Source organism: Stutzerimonas stutzeri, from assembly GCF_024448935.1.
Taxonomy (GTDB): domain Bacteria; phylum Pseudomonadota; class Gammaproteobacteria; order Pseudomonadales; family Pseudomonadaceae; genus Stutzerimonas; species Stutzerimonas stutzeri_AO.
In genome coordinates, this window is record NZ_JAMOIE010000096.1 from 1 (window position 1) to 15,861 (window position 15,861).

Annotated in this window: 16 protein-coding genes; 14 read left to right on the plus strand and 2 right to left on the minus strand. The window is 63.6% G+C overall.

Going from position 1 to position 15,861, the window contains the following annotated elements:
• Positions 1-20: 20 nt before the first annotated feature.
• Positions 21-842, minus strand: coding sequence for an AraC family transcriptional regulator (locus NA637_RS20690; protein ID WP_256074459.1), 822 nt, complete (start codon positions 840-842; stop codon positions 21-23).
• A gap of 84 nt (positions 843-926) precedes the next feature.
• Here NA637_RS20690 and NA637_RS20695 point away from each other — a divergent pair, with 84 nt between their 5' ends.
• From NA637_RS20695 to NA637_RS20735, 9 genes are all read left to right on the plus strand, one after another.
• The gene (locus NA637_RS20695) at positions 927-1,919 is read left to right on the plus strand and encodes a bile acid:sodium symporter family protein (protein WP_256074460.1); all 993 of its coding nucleotides are present in this window, start codon (positions 927-929) and stop codon (positions 1,917-1,919) included.
• A 399-nt stretch (positions 1,920-2,318) separates the two neighbouring features.
• Positions 2,319-4,367, plus strand: coding sequence for an oligopeptidase A (prlC, locus tag NA637_RS20700; protein WP_256074461.1), 2,049 nt, complete (start codon positions 2,319-2,321; stop codon positions 4,365-4,367).
• Positions 4,364-4,642: a YheV family putative zinc ribbon protein gene (locus NA637_RS20705; RefSeq protein WP_256074462.1), complete on the plus strand. Its 279-nt coding sequence runs from the start codon at positions 4,364-4,366 to the stop codon at positions 4,640-4,642. Before prlC ends, NA637_RS20705 begins: the two co-directional genes overlap by 4 nt.
• 443 nt (positions 4,643-5,085) lie before the next feature.
• A complete protein-coding gene (locus tag NA637_RS20710; protein ID WP_256074463.1) occupies positions 5,086-6,150 on the plus strand; it encodes a PA0069 family radical SAM protein in 1,065 nt (354 codons plus the stop codon).
• 387 nt (positions 6,151-6,537) lie between these two features.
• On the plus strand, positions 6,538-6,798 hold the full coding sequence (locus NA637_RS20715; protein WP_256074464.1) for a hypothetical protein: 261 nt from the start codon (positions 6,538-6,540) through the stop codon (positions 6,796-6,798).
• 211 nt (positions 6,799-7,009) lie between these two features.
• Positions 7,010-8,143 (plus strand): cytochrome c oxidase subunit II, encoded by a 1,134-nt coding sequence (coxB, locus tag NA637_RS20720; RefSeq protein ID WP_256074465.1) that lies wholly within the window; start codon positions 7,010-7,012, stop codon positions 8,141-8,143.
• Between the two features lie 13 nt (positions 8,144-8,156).
• Complete coding sequence (gene ctaD / locus NA637_RS20725) at positions 8,157-9,785, plus strand: cytochrome c oxidase subunit I (protein ID WP_256074466.1); 1,629 nt, start codon at positions 8,157-8,159, stop codon at positions 9,783-9,785.
• A gap of 99 nt (positions 9,786-9,884) precedes the next feature.
• Entirely contained in the window at positions 9,885-10,466 is a 582-nt protein-coding gene (locus NA637_RS20730; protein WP_256074467.1) for a cytochrome c oxidase assembly protein, read from the plus strand.
• Positions 10,463-11,362, plus strand: a complete 900-nt coding sequence (locus tag NA637_RS20735; protein ID WP_256074468.1) for a cytochrome c oxidase subunit 3 — start codon at positions 10,463-10,465, stop codon at positions 11,360-11,362. The genes NA637_RS20730 and NA637_RS20735 overlap by 4 nt, the downstream gene beginning before the upstream one ends.
• Before the next feature lie 23 nt (positions 11,363-11,385).
• On the opposite strand, the gene NA637_RS20740 is transcribed toward NA637_RS20735, so the two are convergent.
• A complete protein-coding gene (locus NA637_RS20740) occupies positions 11,386-11,589 on the minus strand; it encodes a twin transmembrane helix small protein (protein ID WP_256074469.1) in 204 nt (67 codons plus the stop codon).
• 94 nt (positions 11,590-11,683) lie between these two features.
• Between NA637_RS20740 and NA637_RS20745 the strand changes: the two genes are divergently transcribed.
• The 5 genes from NA637_RS20745 (at position 11,684) to NA637_RS20765 (ending at position 15,762) form a co-directional block, all read left to right on the plus strand.
• Positions 11,684-12,391 (plus strand): SURF1 family protein, encoded by a 708-nt coding sequence (locus NA637_RS20745; RefSeq protein WP_256074474.1) that lies wholly within the window; start codon positions 11,684-11,686, stop codon positions 12,389-12,391.
• A 5-nt stretch (positions 12,392-12,396) separates the two neighbouring features.
• On the plus strand, positions 12,397-12,978 hold the full coding sequence (locus NA637_RS20750; protein WP_256074475.1) for a hypothetical protein: 582 nt from the start codon (positions 12,397-12,399) through the stop codon (positions 12,976-12,978).
• Between the two features lie 150 nt (positions 12,979-13,128).
• Positions 13,129-14,199 carry a COX15/CtaA family protein gene (locus tag NA637_RS20755; protein WP_256074470.1) on the plus strand — a complete coding sequence of 357 codons (1,071 nt, stop codon included), beginning with the start codon at positions 13,129-13,131 and terminating at the stop codon, positions 14,197-14,199.
• 10 nt (positions 14,200-14,209) lie between these two features.
• Entirely contained in the window at positions 14,210-15,109 is a 900-nt protein-coding gene (gene cyoE, locus NA637_RS20760; RefSeq protein ID WP_256074472.1) for a heme o synthase, read from the plus strand.
• 20 nt (positions 15,110-15,129) lie between these two features.
• Positions 15,130-15,762 (plus strand): SCO family protein, encoded by a 633-nt coding sequence (locus NA637_RS20765; protein ID WP_256074473.1) that lies wholly within the window; start codon positions 15,130-15,132, stop codon positions 15,760-15,762.
• Positions 15,763-15,861 lie beyond the last annotated feature (99 nt).

The window sequence follows — 15,861 nt, forward strand, 5'->3', positions numbered from 1 at the left end:
CTCGAAAGATTGGGCGGTTTTCAATGGACAGGGCCAACGGCGGAACTGCTGCCGGGCCGGAAGAACTCGCCGGGCGTCGCGCCGAACTGTTCGCGAAAGGCGGCGATGAAGGCCGACAGGGATTCATAGCCGCAGCCCAGCGCGACGTCGGTGACCCGCTCGCCGCGCTCCAGCGCCGGCAGGGCGCTGAGCAGCCGCAAGCGTTGGCGCCAGGCGCGGAAGGTCAACCCGGTTTCGCGGAGAAACAAGCGGCTCAGGGTGCGTTCCGAGACGCCCAGGATTCGACTCCAGTCAGCCAGCCCTTGCTGTTGCTCCGGCTGCGCCTGCAGGCTTTTGCACAGCCGCTGCAGACGTGGCTCGGCCGGCAGTGGCAGGACCAGTTCGACTTCCGGAGCGCAGCCCAGCTGATCGAGCAGCACCTGCACCAGCCGGCCCTCGGCGCCGTCCTCGGCGTAGGCTTCCGGTAGCGTGCTGAAATGACGGATCAACTCGCGCAACAGCGGGCTCACCTGCAGCACGCGGCAATGCAACGGTGCATCGCCGGCCACGCTGCGGTCGATGTACAGGCTGCGGATGCAGGTGTTCGGCGCGCAGAACACCTGATGGGTAATGCCCGCCGGAACCCACACCGCGCGCAACGGTGGCGCGATGAAGCGGCCATTGTCGGTGCGCACCTCTAGCACGCCCTCGACCGCATGGGACAACTGCACCCAGGGATGGCTGTGGCGATAACCCAGCTTGAGATTCGGCGGCGAATCGAGCTGTCCATAGACTGGGCGGGGCAACTGCTTGAGTTCGCTCAGGCGTGCCATCAAGGCGGGGTTGTGTCCGTTTGAAGACATTTCATGCCTGCTTGGCGTTAGACGGAAGCGGGCGACCACGTTAAGGTTCATTTCCATCCCCCGCAAGACCCAAGGAATCTATCGATGGCCAAGCTCCGCCTGTTGTTCGACAACTTCACTCTGGCGCTGCTCGCGGTCATGGCGGTCGCCACGGTGTTCCCCTGCGAGGGTCGCGGTGCGGTGTTCTTCGATTGGTTGACCACGCTGGCGATCGCGTTGCTGTTCTTCATGCATGGCGCCAAGTTGTCCCGTGAGGCGATCCTTGCCGGCGCCGGCCACTGGCGCCTGCACCTGCTGGTGTTCGCCTGCACCTTCGTGCTGTTTCCGCTGCTGGGGTTGGCACTCAAGCCGCTACTGATGCCAATGGTGGGCGACGAGCTGTACCTGGGCATGCTCTACCTCTGCGCGCTGCCTGCCACCGTGCAGTCGGCCATCGCCTTCACCTCGCTGGCGCGTGGCAATGTCCCGGCGGCGATCTGCAGCGCGGCTGCATCCAGCCTGATCGGTATCTTTCTCACGCCGGTGCTGGTGCTGCTGCTGATGGGCGTCGAGGGCGAAGCCGGCTCGACGCTGGATTCCATCGGCAAGATCGTCATGCAATTGCTGGTGCCCTTCATCGCCGGGCAGGTCGCGCGGCGCTGGATCGGCGCCTGGGTGACGCGCAACAAAGGCTGGCTGAAGAGCGTCGACCAGGGCTCGATCCTGCTGGTGATTTACGTGGCGTTCAGTGGCGCAGTGGTCGAGGGGCTCTGGCAGATCGTGCCGCTGGGCCATTTGATGGGCCTGGTTGCAGCCTGCTGCCTGTTGCTGGGGATCGTGTTGTGGCTGACGCAGTTTCTCGCCAAGCGGCTGGGCTTCAATCTCGAAGACCGCATCACCATCATCTTTGCCGGTTCGAAGAAGAGCCTCGCCACCGGCGTACCCATGGCGCAGGTGCTGTTTGCCACCAACGTGGTGGGGATGATCATTCTGCCGTTGATGATATTCCACCAGATTCAACTGATGGTCTGCACGGTACTGGCGCAGCGGTATGCGCGCCGTCCCGAGCTGCCCGTGGAAGCGCCTGCGGCTTTGTAGAGCCGCTATCGGGCACGCATCCACTGCAATACATGGGTGCCCGCTTGCTGCGGATCCACACCGCAGCAACTTTGAACCCGTAGGAGCCAAGGGGGACTGCGATCCGCGTTCGGAACACAACGCTGCCGGATGCTGCATACCCTTGATCGCGAGCAAGCTCGCTCCTACAAGGAGCTGTGCGGCGGGCACCCGCGCCGAAGGAACCCGTCGCAGCTTAACAGTCACTCGGCTGGGCGAGGCGGGCTCGATGATGCCGCGTGGCGGCGCGCCCTCTTGATCGTATAAACCCTGTGGTTTCGTTATCCATAGCGCCAGACTATCGAGCCGTTTGCTGGCTGCGCGGCCGGGCAATTGGCTTTAACATGCCTGGCTGATCACTTATTCAAAGGGGCAACTGCCGTGACCGATACCAACCCGCTGCTTCGGGAATTCGACCTGCCACCTTATTCCGAGATCCGCCCCGAGCACGTCGAGCCGGCGGTGGATGCCATCCTCGGTGACAACCGCGTCGCCTTGCAGGAACTGCTCAGCCGCCCGCCCGAAAGCCTCGACTGGAGCACCCTGGTCGTCGGCCTGGACGAGATGAACGAGCGCCTCAGCCGTGCCTGGGGCCCGGTCAGCCACCTCAATGCGGTGCGCAACAATCCGGAATTGCGCAGCGCCTACGAGGCCTGCCTGCCGAAGCTGTCCGCCTACGCCACCGAACTGGGTCAGAACGCCGACCTGTTCGCCGCCTATCAGGCGCTGTCGCTGAGCCCCGAGGCGGACGGTTTCGACGTGGCGCAGAAGACCATCCTCGAACACGCGCTGCGCGACTTCCGTCTGTCCGGTATCGACCTGCCGCCGGCCGAGCAACAGCGTTTCGGTGCCATCCGCATGAAGCTCGCCGAGCTGGGCAGCACCTTTTCCAACCAGTTGCTCGACGCCACCCAGGCCTGGACCAAGCACGTCACCGACGAGAGCCTGCTGGCCGGCATCACCGACTCGGCCAAGGCGCAGATGGCCGAGGCCGCCAAGGCCAAGGCGCTGGACGGCTGGCTGATCAACCTGGAATTCCCCAGCTATTACGCTGTGATGACCTATGCCGACAGCCGTGCGCTGCGCGAAGAGGTCTATGTCGCCTATTCGACCCGCGCCTCCGATCAGGGTCCGAATGCCGGCCAGTTCGACAACGGCCCGGTGATGGAGCAGATCCTCGACCTGCGTCAGGAGCTGGCCAAGCTGCTGGGCTTCGGCAACTACGCCGAGCTGTCGCTGGCGACCAAGATGGCCGAGAGCACCGATCAGGTGCTGGGCTTCCTGCGCGACCTGGCCACGCGCAGCAAGCCGTTCGCCGAACGCGACCTCAAGGAGCTGCGCGCCTTCGCCGCCGAGCATGGCGTCAGCGATCTGCAGAGCTGGGACGTCAATTACTTCGGCGAGAAACTGCGTCAGGCCCGCTACAGCCTGAATCAGGAAGAGCTGCGCGCCTATTTCCCGATCGACAAGGTGCTGTCCGGCCTGTTCGCCATCGTCAAGCGCCTATACGGCATCGAAATCCACGAGCTGGAAGATTTCGACAGCTGGCACCCGGATGTGCGCCTGTTCGAGATCCGCGAGAAGGGCGAGCACGTCGGGCGCTTCTTCTTCGACCTCTATGCACGGCCGAACAAGCGTGGTGGTGCCTGGATGGATGGCGCGCGCGACAAGCGTCGTACCTGCCTGGGCACGCTGCAGACGCCGGTGGCCAACCTGGTCTGCAACTTCACCCCGCCGGTGGGCGAGCGCCCGGCGCTGCTGACTCACGATGAAGTGACCACGCTGTTCCACGAGTTCGGCCATGGCCTGCATCACCTGCTGACCCAGGTCGAACATGCCGGCGCGTCGGGCATCAATGGCGTGGCCTGGGATGCGGTGGAGCTGCCGAGCCAGTTCATGGAGAACTGGTGCTGGGAGCCTGAAGGCCTGGCGCTGATCTCCGGTCACTACCAGACCGGCGAGCGCCTGCCGCAGGACAAATTGGACCAGATGCTGGCGGCGAAGAATTTCCAGTCCGGTCTGGTGATGGTGCGCCAGTTGGAGTTCTCGCTGTTCGACTTCGAACTGCACGCCACCCGCGGCGATGGCCGTAGCGTACTCGAGGTGCTGGAAAGCATCCGCGACGAGGTCTCGGTGATGCGTCCGCCGGCGAGCAACCGCTTCCCCAACAGCTTTGCGCACATTTTTTCCGGCGGTTACGCGGCGGGTTATTACAGCTACAAGTGGGCCGAAGTGCTGTCCTCTGACGCCTTTTCGCGTTTCGAGGAAGAGGGCGTGTTCAACGCCGATACCGGTCGTGCCTTTCGCGACGCCATCCTGGCGCGTGGCGGCTCTCAGGAGCCCATGGTGCTGTTCGTCGACTTCCGCGGCCGCGAGCCGTCCACCGACGCGCTGCTGCGCCACCTGGGCCTGAGCGAGGAGGTGGCATGAGCGACGATGTGAAAGTCACCACCAAACGCTTCATCGCCGGTGCCGTGTGCCCGGCGTGCAGCGCCAGCGACAGTATCAAGATGTGGGACGTCGACGGCGTTCCCAACCGCGAGTGCGTCGAATGCGGCTACGCCGACACCCTCAACGCCCAGGGCCAGTCGGTGCCCTCGGAACTGGGCACGCGGGTCAACCAGGCCAAGCCGAAAGCGCCCGATCCGCAGGTCCAGGCGGTGCAGTTCTTCCCTAATCCGAAACTGCAGAAAAAATCCGACTGACCGACTGGAGCATCGCCATGTGGCCTATCACCTGTGGCGATCTCGCCGCCGACAGCGTCCGGTAACTGCTGGCCGAGGGCAACGAGGTCCGTATTCTGCGCGACGACCTGGTGGTCGGGCCGCTCGCGGATATCGAGTTCTCTACCGGCGCGCCCGCGAGCTGGTAAGACGCGGCGTTATGCTGCTCAGCGACGGTGCTGGAGCCGAGTATGGCAAGGTGCAGGTGCGTCGCTCTTCAGGCATGTGAAGTCCGCCGGTGGGCTTGGGGTTTGACCTGACGGGTGGAGGTCGTTTTTTGCATCCACGGTCACTCCCGCGTGAGATATCACCGGTCGCTCGCGGGGGCGGTGGAGCGACAAGCCGCGACCCACCCTGTGCGACGACACTGGAGAGGCTTTGTCGTATTCTGATACTGTATTCATATACAGCATTCGGAGCCCGTCATGTTCCCGTCGAAAAGCACACCGCGCGGCCGCGGCACCGCGATCAACCCGGACAACCGTTTCGCCCCGACCCGCAGCGAGGCCTGCGACGACGGCTGGGAGCAGGATGTACCGCCTACCCGCGCCACCGAGGTAAGGTTCGAGACAGCCAAGAGCGTGCTGACCCGTAACCAGTCGCCGGACGTCGGCTTCGATCGTTCGGTCAATCCCTACCGGGGTTGCGAACACGGCTGCATCTACTGCTTCGCTCGGCCCAGCCACGCCTATTGGGATCTGTCGCCGGGAATCGATTTCGAAACCCGTCTGATCGCCAAGACCAACCTCGCCGAACGGCTCGAAGCCGAACTGAGCAAGCCCGGCTACGTGCCCCAGCCCATTGCGCTGGGGGTCAACACCGACGCCTATCAGCCTCTCGAGCGGGAACAGCGGCTGACCCGCCAGGCGCTGGAGATCCTGCTGCGTTTCAAGCACCCGGTGCATATCATCACCAAGGGCTCGCTGGTGTTGCGCGATCTGGATCTGCTGGTGCCGTTGGCCGAGCAGAAGCTGGTCAGCGTCTCGGTCAGCCTGACCACCCTGGACGACGAGCTCAAGCGCATCATGGAACCGCGTGCCGCCTCGCCCGCGGCGCGCCTGCGGGTGCTGCGCACGCTGCATGACGCGGGTGTGCCAGTGAGCGTGATGTGCGCGCCGATGATTCCGATGATCAACGACATGGAGCTCGAACGACTGCTGGAGGCAGCGCGGCAAGCTGGCGCGCATTCGGCCGGCTACGTGCTGCTGCGCCTGCCGCACGAGGTGGCGGGGCTGTTCGATGAGTGGCTGCAGGACCATTTTCCGCAGCGTGCCGCCCACGTCATGAGCCTGGTGCGGCAGTCGCGTGGCGGCAAGGCGTACGACAGCCGTTTCGGCAGCCGCATGCGCGGCGAGGGCCAGTTCGCCCAGCTGCTTGCCCAGCGCTTCCAGTTGGCCTGTAGGCGCCTGGGTTACAACCGCCGCGCTCAGAATGACGGGCTCGACTGCAGCCGCTTCGCGCCGCCCGGGCAGCAAATGAGCCTGATCTGAGCCTGCCGCGGCCGAATGGGTGACCATCGCAGCCGCCTGCCAGGCGGTCGTAGTGGGCCGGACGGCGTTCCGTTTCAGTCCACCGAAACTTGGCGCCGGACCAAGTCAATGCGCCAGAACAGAACGTCTTCAGGCCATGCCGTAGATCTCGCCGATCAGTAGCGAAACACCCTCGGTGGGCTAAGCCCACCCAGAGCAGGGCGCCGGTTGGCCCGCAGCGCCGCCCGCACCGCGACGCAGCCGTTCGATGTCCCTGGCTCATGCAGCCAGGCGGACGCCGCACAAGCACCGCCGCACGACCCTCGCGCCTGTCGGCCAGCGGGCCCGCGCAGGAACTATCCCCGCCCGCTGTCGCACCAATCCCTGTATTCCCGCATCGGAGGCATCGTGGATTGGATCGATCTTTTGCAATGGCCGGCCATGGTGGTCACGGTGCTTGCTGCCTGGCTGATCGGCTCGCTGAGACCGGGCCGACGTACGGTCGGCTTCTGGTGTTTTCTGCTGAGCAACCTGCTCTGGGTGATCTGGGGCTGGTATGCCCAGGCCTGGGCGCTGATCACGCTGCAGGTGTGCCTGGCGCTGATGAATGTCCGCGGGGTGATGAAGAACGATCGGCCCGGAGAAGCGCAGGCCAACGCGAGTAGCTGAGAAAATTGCCAGTCCGGGATCGCTGGCTATACTCCGATCGTAAGCGTACCGTTTGAGTCCGACTGCGCGTGCAAGGCGAGGACTGGCAACCAGGAATTGGGGGGAGCCAGATCTGAGCGTGGTCAGGTCGTCGTAGCGAGCGTTTGCTCTGCTCTGCGGCCGGATACAAAAGCAGTCGGCGGGATAAAAAGAACCATAAGGGGAACCCGCAATGTCGCGACATCCGCAAGTCTGGATGGGGATTGGGCTGTGGTCGCTATTCGGCCAGGCCCAGGCGGCCTGGGACGTGAATATGCGCTCCGGTGCCACGGAAGTCAGTCGTTCCGTGTTCGATTTGCACATGACGATCTTCTGGATCTGCGTAATCATCGGCGTGCTGGTATTCGCCGCCATGTTCTGGTCGATGCTCGCTCACCGCCGTTCCAAGCGGCTGGAGTCGGCGCATTTCCACGAGAACACCCGGGTCGAGGTGCTCTGGACCATCATTCCGTTGTTGATTCTCGTCGGTATGGCGGTCCCGGCGACCCGCACCCTGATCCACATTTACGATTCCAGCGAATCGGACGTGGATATCCAGATCACCGGCTATCAGTGGAAGTGGCACTACAAGTACCTGGGCGAGGATGTCGAGTACTTCAGCAACCTGACCACGCCGCGCGATCAGATCAACAATCTCGAGCCCAAAGGGGAGCATTACCTGCTGGAGGTGGACGAGCCCCTGGTGATTCCGGTGGGTGCCAAGGTGCGCTTCCTGATCACCGCGGCGGATGTCATTCACTCCTGGTGGGTGCCGGATCTGGCGGTGAAGAAGGACGCCATCCCCGGCTTCATCAACGAGTCCTGGACCCGAGTCGAGCAGCCCGGTATCTACCGCGGGCAGTGCACCGAGCTGTGCGGGAAGGACCACGGCTTCATGCCGGTGGTGGTCGAGGTCAAGTCCCAGGAGGACTACGCCACGTGGCTCGGCGAGAAAAAGGCGGAAGCGGCCAAGCTCGCCGAGCTGACCAGCAAGGAATGGACGCTCGAAGAACTGGTGGCCCGCGGCGAGAAGGTGTACCAGACCAATTGCGCATCCTGCCACCAGGCGGGCGGCGAAGGCCTGCCTCCGATGTTCCCGGCGCTCAAAGGCTCCCCCATCGCAACAGGCGAGGCCGAGGACCATATCAATATCGTCTTCAACGGTAGACCGGGCACCGCCATGGCGGCCTTTGGCAAACAGCTGTCAGAGGTCGATATCGCCGCCGTGGTTACCTACGAGCGCAACGCCTGGGGCAACAACAAGGGCGACATGGTCACGCCGAAAGACGTGCTCGACTTCAAACAGGCCGAAGAAGCCAGTCAATAAGGGGTAGGCAGCGATGAGTGCAGTGATCGACGATCATGGTCATGCCGGGCATGACCATCACCACGGCCCGGCCAAGGGGCTCTCACGGTGGCTGCTGACCACCAACCACAAGGACATCGGTTCGATGTACCTGTGGTTCAGCTTCAGCGCCTTCCTGCTGGGCGGCTCGATGGCGATGGTGATTCGCGCCGAACTGTTCCAGCCGGGCTTGCAGATCGTGCAACCGGAATTCTTCAACCAGATGACCACCATGCACGGCCTGATCATGGTCTTCGGCGCGGTGATGCCGGCCTTCGTCGGTCTGGCGAACTGGATGATCCCGTTGATGATCGGTGCGCCGGACATGGCCCTGCCGCGGATGAACAACTTCAGCTTCTGGCTGTTGCCGGCCGCCTTCACCCTGCTGGTCTCGTCGCTGTTCATGGAGGGCGGCGGGCCGAATTTCGGCTGGACCTTCTATGCGCCGCTGTCGACCACCTACGCGCCGGAGTCGGTGACCTTCTTCATCTTCGCCATTCACCTGATGGGTATCAGCTCGATCATGGGCGCGATCAACGTGGTCGCCACCGTGCTCAACCTGCGCGCGCCGGGCATGACGCTGATGAAGATGCCGCTGTTCGTCTGGACCTGGCTGATCACCGCCTTCCTGCTGATCGCGGTGATGCCGGTGCTGGCCGGAGTAGTGACCATGATGCTGATGGACATCCACTTCGGCACCAGCTTCTTCAGCGCGGCGGGCGGCGGCGACCCGGTGCTGTTCCAGCACGTGTTCTGGTTCTTCGGCCATCCCGAGGTGTACATCATGATCCTGCCGGCGTTCGGCGCGGTCAGCTCGATCATCCCGGCCTTCAGCCGCAAGCCGCTGTTCGGCTACACCTCGATGGTCTATGCCACCGGCGCCATCGCCTTCCTCTCGTTCGTCGTCTGGTCGCACCACATGTTCACGGTCGGCATTCCGGTGGTCGGCGAGCTGTTCTTCATGTACGCCACCATGCTCATCGCGGTGCCTACCGGGGTGAAGGTGTTCAACTGGGTCTCGACCATGTGGCGTGGCTCGCTGACCTTCGAGGCGCCGATGCTGTTCGCCGTGGCTTTCGTCATCCTCTTCACCATCGGCGGATTTTCCGGCCTGATGCTGGCCATCGCCCCGGCCGACTTCCAGTACCACGACACCTACTTCGTGGTGGCGCACTTCCACTACGTGCTGGTGCCCGGTGCGATCTTCGGCATCTTCGCCTCGGCCTACTACTGGCTGCCGAAGTGGACCGGGCACATGTACGACGAGACCCTGGCCAAGCTGCATTTCTGGATGAGCTTCGTCGGCATGAACCTGGCGTTCTTCCCGATGCACTTCGTGGGGCTGGCCGGCATGCCGCGGCGGATCCCGGACTACAACATGATGTTCGCCAACTTCAACATGGTTTCCAGCATCGGCGCCTTCATGTTCGGCGCAACGCAGTTGCTGTTCCTGTTCATCGTCATCAAGTGCATCCGCGGCGGCCCGGCTGCCGCAGCCAAGCCCTGGGACGGCGCAGAGGGTCTGGAGTGGAGCGTGCCGTCACCGGCGCCGTACCACACCTTCAGCGTTCCGCCGAGCATGGAAGAACTCCATGAGCACCGCACGGGCCCCAAGCATGATTAGGTTAAAAGCCGCTGGAGGCATGAGGCTGGACGGTGGCGTTGGCCCTGAACCTTTTCGTCCTGCCTTCAGCGCTTTCAATCGTCTTTTCGAGAGTGCGCCATGAACGCCGAGCTCCCGCTGGGCCGGCTGGTACGGCGACTGCTGCTCGTCGTCGTTGCAATGTTCGCCTTCGGCTTCGCCCTGGTGCCGATCTACGACGTGATGTGTCAGGCGTTTGGCATCAACGGCAAAACGGCCGGTGCCTACAGCGGGATCCAGACGGTCGACGAGGCGCGGGAAGTACGCGTGCAGTTTCTAGCCACTAACGCTTCCGGCATGGTCTGGGAGTTCAAACCCATGGCTGATCAGCTCAGCGTGAATCCGGGAGCCAGCCGGGAGATGCTTTTCGTCGCCTACAACCCCACTGACAAGCCGATGACTGCCCAGGCGGTGCCCAGCGTGTCGCCATCGAAGGCGGCGGCCTATTTTCACAAGACCGAATGCTTCTGTTTTACCCAGCAGGTGCTGCAACCCGGTGAGCGTATCGAGATGCCGGTGCGCTTCATCGTCGATCAGGATCTGCCCGCCGACGTACGTCATCTGACGCTCGCCTACACCCTGTTCGATATCACGTCTCGCCAACCTCCCGTCGCCGTCGTTGATCAGGCGTCCAGGGTGGCGGCCAAGGAGAGTCTGCAATGAGCCAACAGACCACCCCGCACGAGAACTACTACGTTCCCGCCCAGAGCAAATGGCCGATAGTCGGGACCGTGGCGCTGCTGACCACCGTGTTCGGTCTGGGCAGCTGGTTCAACGACCTCAAGGCCGGCCGCGACGAGATCAGTGGGCCGCTGATCTTCTTCATCGGCGCGTTGCTGATCGCCTACATGATGTTCGGCTGGTTCGGTGCGGTGGTTCGCGAAGGGCGAGCGGGTTTGTACAGCGCGCAGATGGATCGCTCGTTCCGCTGGGGCATGAGCTGGTTCATCTTTTCCGAGGTGATGTTCTTTCTCGCCTTCTTCGGCGTGCTGTTCTACATCCGTTACTGGGTCGGTCCCTGGCTCGGCGGCGAGGGAGACAAAGGGGTCAGCGCCATGCTCTGGCCGAATTTCGAATACAGCTGGCCGCTGCTGAACAATCCCGATCCCAAGCTCTATCCCGCGCCGGAAGGCACCATCAGCCCTTGGGGCCTGCCGCTGATCAACACCATTCTGCTGGTCAGCTCGAGCTTCGTGCTGACCTGGGCGCACCACGCCCTGCGCAAGGGCAACCGCAAGCATCTCAAGCTCGGGCTGGGCCTGACCGTACTGCTGGGCGCTGCCTTCCTGGTCCTGCAGATCGAGGAATACATCCATGCCTATACCGAGCTTGGGTTGACGCTGGGCTCGGGCATCTACGGCGCAACCTTCTTCATGCTCACGGGCTTCCATGGTGCCCACGTGACCATGGGCGCGATCATCCTGACGGTGATGCTGGTGCGCAGCTTTCGCGGCCATTTCACACCCGAGCAGCATTTCGGTTTCGAGGCTGCAGCCTGGTACTGGCATTTCGTGGATGTGGTGTGGATCGGCCTGTTCGTCTTCGTTTACGTGATCTAGCAGACTGCTAGGCGAATCAGGGGCTAGGGGCTGAAACCGGGCTGCAACTCGCCGGAATAGAAACCCCAGGCGATCAGGGCAACCGTCAACGCAGTGAGGGATACGCGAACGAAGAGGGCGGTGAGCACGCGGGACCTGCGGCCCTCATCCTTGACCAGAAAGAACAGACCACTGAACAGACTGACCAGTGTGGCTACTAATAACAAAACAATCGCCGCCTTGAGCATGAGCGAGTCCGCCGTGAGAGGTGACAGGGTGACTGGGGGTAAGTGGGGTGCAGTGCAGTATAGCCAGCCGGATCAATACGCCGCGGGGCAGGGCATGAGCGGCTTCAAGCCGGGCGTCGTACCGACACTCGTGGTGCTGTGCCTGTTGCCACTTCTGGTCTGGCTGGGGTTCTGGCAGCTGGAACGCGCCGACCAGAAGCGCGACATGCTGGTGCGTCAGGAGGCGCGGCAGCAGGCCGAGCCAGTTGGGCCCGAGCAGATCGAGCAGCTCGAAGATCCCGCCTACAGCCGTGTCTATCTGCAGGGCAGTTTCGATGCCGAGCACAGTTTCCTGCTGGACAGCCGCACCCGCGACGGCCAGGTCGGCGTCGAGCTGTTGCAACCCTTCCAGGATCAGCCCAGCGGTCGCTGGGTGCTGGTGAACCGCGGCTGGATACCCTGGCCGGATCGGCGGATCCCGCCGAAGTTCGATACCCCGGATCGTCCGCTGAAGCTGGCCGCCTGGGTCTATGCGCCTTCGGACAAGCCGTTCCTGCTCAGCGAGCGCATGGCCGAGGGTTGGCCGCGATTGCTCAATCACGTCGAGGTCGAAGCGCTCTGGCAACTGCTCGGACGTGATGGCGTCGAATACGAGCTGCGACTGGAGCCCGGCCCGGCGGCGTACCGGGCGGACTGGCCGATCACCAGCATGCAGCCGCAGCAGCATCTGGGCTATGCGGTGCAATGGTTTGCGCTGGCAGCGGCGTTGCTGGCGTTGTTCATCTACTTCGGCGTGCATCAGGCACGAGGGAGCAAGCAATGACCGCGATGAATCCGACTTTCAACCCAGTACAGCCTCAACGCCGCCGTGGACGGCTGCAGCTGTTGCTGATACTGGCCGTGGTGATCGGCCCCATGCTGCTGGCGACTGCCATGTATCGTTTCGGCTTCTGGATACCTGAAACCCGAACCTATGACGGCGCGCTGGTGGCCACCGGCCAGGGCCGCGAGACGCTCGGAGTGGCCGTGCCGGCTACCACCGAACCGCGCTGGGAACTGCTGGTCACGGCGCCGCAAGCGTGCACCGAAGGCTGCCAGCAACTGGTCTATCTGGCGCGGCAGATCAATATCGGCCTGGCGCGTGAGGCCGGTCGTGCCGGCCATGCGCTGGCGAGCGGGCAGGCACTGAGTGCCGACTACGAGCAGCGCTTGAAGCGTGAATACCCCCAGCTGCAGCGCTACACGCTGGACCCTGCGGTTTATGCGGGCAACCCGCAGGCACCTGACGGCGCACAGCTGTGGATCATCGATCCGCACGGCAATCTGGTCCTGCGTTACGACGCCAAGGCCAACGGCAAAGCGATCCTCGACGACCTCAAGCACCTGTTGAAAATTTCCCAGATAGGGTAAAGACGGTCAAAGGCTGAGAGCGCTGGAGGCTGGACGAGGAAAAGCCTGCAGCATGGATTATCGACGAGTAGCCACGAATGGCCCTGGCTGGATGGAAATGATGAAGGCGACAGCAGTCTGATCGTCCAGCCCGAGTGAAACGAGGACCCTATGCCGCAACGATCACGCCCCGGATTTCGTCTCGCGCTCGCCGCCACGCTATTGGCCGTCGTGGTGGTGCTGCTCGGCGCCTATACGCGGCTGACCCACGCCGGCCTCGGCTGCCCGGACTGGCCCGGTTGCTATGGTTTTCTAGCGGTGCCCATGAGCGAACAGGCCCAGAGCCTGGCGGCGCTACGCTTCCCGGAGGCGCCGGTGGAAGTGCACAAGGGCTGGAACGAGATGGTCCACCGTTATTTCGCCGGTGCGCTGGGCCTCGTGATCCTCGGGCTCGCAGTGCAGGCGCTGCGCCGCCGCTCCCTGCGGGGACAGCCGCTGAAGCTTCCCTTGTTGCTGCTGGCGGTGGTGATCGCTCAGGCAGCCTTCGGCATGTGGACCGTCACCCTGCAACTCTGGCCGCAGGTGGTTACTGCGCATCTGCTGGGTGGCTTCACCACCCTGAGTCTGTTGTTCCTGCTGACGCTGCGCCTGTCCGGCCAGCAGCCGGCGATGCCGAGCGTGCCGGGCAGGCTCAGAACCTTGGCGTTGATCGGCATGTTCGCGGTGATCATCCAGGTGGCGCTGGGCGGCTGGGTCAGCAGTAACTATGCCGCAGTGGCCTGCACCGACTTCCCCAGCTGCCACGGCCAGTGGTGGCCTGAGATGGATTTTGCCAACGCGTTCAACCTGACTCACCACGACATCGGCCCCAACTACCTCGGCGGCATGCTTTACGGCGAGGCCCGAACCGCCATCCACCTGACGCATCGGCTCGGCGCGCTCACGGTGACGATGATTCTGCTGGCGCTGGCCTGGCAGCTCTGGCGTCACGGCCTGTCGCGTCTGGCCGCGATGCTTGTCGCCGCCCTGGCCATGCAGATCGCGCTGGGCATCAGCAACGTGCTGCTCAATCTGCCGCTGGCGGTTGCCGTCGCCCACAATGGCGGCGGCGCCTTGCTGCTGCTGGTTACCGTGCTGATCAACCACCGCCTCCGCCTGGCCCCATCGGTTGACGCCGTACTGGCGCCTCAGCCGCATCTGAATTCGAACACGACGAGCAGGCTCGACCTGCCTCGCGCATAAGGAGAACCCCATGGCCACTCTCATCAGCGAACGCGGCGCTCAAGCCCTCTGGCGCGATTATCTGGAGCTGACCAAGCCAAGGGTGGTGGTCCTGATGCTCATCACCTCGTTGGTGGGCATGTTTCTCGCCACGCGCTCCGGTGTGCCCTGGACCGTTCTATTGTTCGGCAACCTGGGCATCGCCCTCTGTGCCGGTGGCGCGGCGGCGATCAATCATGTGGTGGATCGGCGCATCGACCTGGAAATGGCGCGCACCCACAAGCGGCCGCTGGCACAAGGACGGGTCGCGCCGGCCGCTGCTTTGCTGTTCGCCCTGGTGCTCAGCGTTGCCGGGATGGCCCTGCTGCTGACCTTTACCAATGCACTGGCGGCATGGCTGACGCTGGCCTCGCTGATCGGCTACGCGGTGATCTACACCGGCTTTCTCAAACGCGCCACGCCGCAGAACATCGTGATTGGCGGCTTGGCAGGCGCCGCGCCGCCGCTGCTCGGCTGGGTTGCGGTAACCGGGCAGGTGACGGCCGAACCGCTGCTGCTGGTTTTGATCATCTTCGCTTGGACGCCGCCGCACTTCTGGGCGCTGGCCATCCACCGCAAGGATGAGTACGCCAAGGTCAATGTACCGATGCTGCCGGTGACCCATGGCGAGCACTACACCAAGGTGCATATCCTGCTGTACACCGCGATGCTCCTGGCCGTGAGCGTCATGCCTTTCGCCATCCACATGAGCGGCCCGCTGTACCTGGCGGCGGCAGTGCTGCTCGGTGCGCGCTTCCTGTTCTGGGCCATCGTGCTCTACCGCGACCGCCGCCCGCATGCCGCCATCAAGACCTTCAAATTCAGCATCTGGTACCTGTTTGCGCTGTTCATCGCCTTGCTGGTTGATCATTATCTGCCGCTGACCTTCTAAGCCGGCCGCCAAGGACCTTCATGACACGCATCCAGAAAACCGTAATTGTTCTAGTGGCGCTGGTTGCGCTGGTCATCGGCCTGACGGTCTACAAGGTGCTCAATACCGAGCAGCAACTCGATACCGCCGACCTGCTCGACGCCGGTATCGTCATGCTGCCTCAGGGCCGCGATGTGCCCAACCTGACGCTGACCAACCAGGACGGCGAGCCGGTATCCATGGAGCAGCTGGAGGGACGTTGGAACCTGTTGTTTTTCGGCTACACCTTCTGCCCGGACATCTGCCCCGCGACGCTCGCGGAACTGCGGCAGCTGCGCACTAAACTGCCGGAAGATGCGAAACAGCGGATGCAACCGATCCTGGTCAGCGTCGATCCCGAGCGAGACACGCCGGAACAGCTGAAGAAGTACCTGGAATATTTCGGTGCCGGCTTCATCGGCCTGACCGGCTCGCTGGATGACATCCAGGAACTCGCCAATGCCGTCGGCGTACCCTTCATCCCTGCCGATACCTCGAAAGAGGACTACACCGTCGACCACGGCGGCAACCTCGCCCTGATCGGGCCCGACGGCCGTCTGCGCGGCTTCGTCCGCGGGCCGCTGCGTACCGAGAAGCTGGCCGAGCAGCTGCCGGCCGTGCTTGCGCAGGAATAGCGGGCGCCGATGGCTCACCCGCGCCGACGAACGATTCGCCCGTCGACGGCTCGCACCGGGGCATCTCGTAGGATGGCTGCAACCCATCAGGATCACCCC

Bases quoted from the DNA above. Each gene is read 5' to 3' on its own strand.
- NA637_RS20690 (WP_256074459.1), bottom strand. From the start codon at position 842: ATGTCTTCAAACGGACACAACCCCGCCTTGATGGCACGCCTGAGCGAA.
- coxB (WP_256074465.1), top strand. From the start codon at position 7,010: ATGTCGCGACATCCGCAAGTCTGGATGGGGATTGGGCTGTGGTCGCTA.
- NA637_RS20735 (WP_256074468.1), top strand. From the start codon at position 10,463: ATGAGCCAACAGACCACCCCGCACGAGAACTACTACGTTCCCGCCCAG.
- NA637_RS20750 (WP_256074475.1), top strand. From the start codon at position 12,397: ATGAATCCGACTTTCAACCCAGTACAGCCTCAACGCCGCCGTGGACGG.
- NA637_RS20745 (WP_256074474.1), top strand. From the start codon at position 11,684: ATGAGCGGCTTCAAGCCGGGCGTCGTACCGACACTCGTGGTGCTGTGC.
- NA637_RS20755 (WP_256074470.1), top strand. From the start codon at position 13,129: ATGCCGCAACGATCACGCCCCGGATTTCGTCTCGCGCTCGCCGCCACG.
- NA637_RS20695 (WP_256074460.1), top strand. From the start codon at position 927: ATGGCCAAGCTCCGCCTGTTGTTCGACAACTTCACTCTGGCGCTGCTC.
- NA637_RS20765 (WP_256074473.1), top strand. From the start codon at position 15,130: ATGACACGCATCCAGAAAACCGTAATTGTTCTAGTGGCGCTGGTTGCG.
- NA637_RS20730 (WP_256074467.1), top strand. From the start codon at position 9,885: ATGAACGCCGAGCTCCCGCTGGGCCGGCTGGTACGGCGACTGCTGCTC.
- NA637_RS20740 (WP_256074469.1), bottom strand. From the start codon at position 11,589: ATGCTCAAGGCGGCGATTGTTTTGTTATTAGTAGCCACACTGGTCAGT.
- cyoE (WP_256074472.1), top strand. From the start codon at position 14,210: ATGGCCACTCTCATCAGCGAACGCGGCGCTCAAGCCCTCTGGCGCGAT.
- NA637_RS20705 (WP_256074462.1), top strand. From the start codon at position 4,364: ATGAGCGACGATGTGAAAGTCACCACCAAACGCTTCATCGCCGGTGCC.
- NA637_RS20710 (WP_256074463.1), top strand. From the start codon at position 5,086: ATGTTCCCGTCGAAAAGCACACCGCGCGGCCGCGGCACCGCGATCAAC.
- ctaD (WP_256074466.1), top strand. From the start codon at position 8,157: ATGAGTGCAGTGATCGACGATCATGGTCATGCCGGGCATGACCATCAC.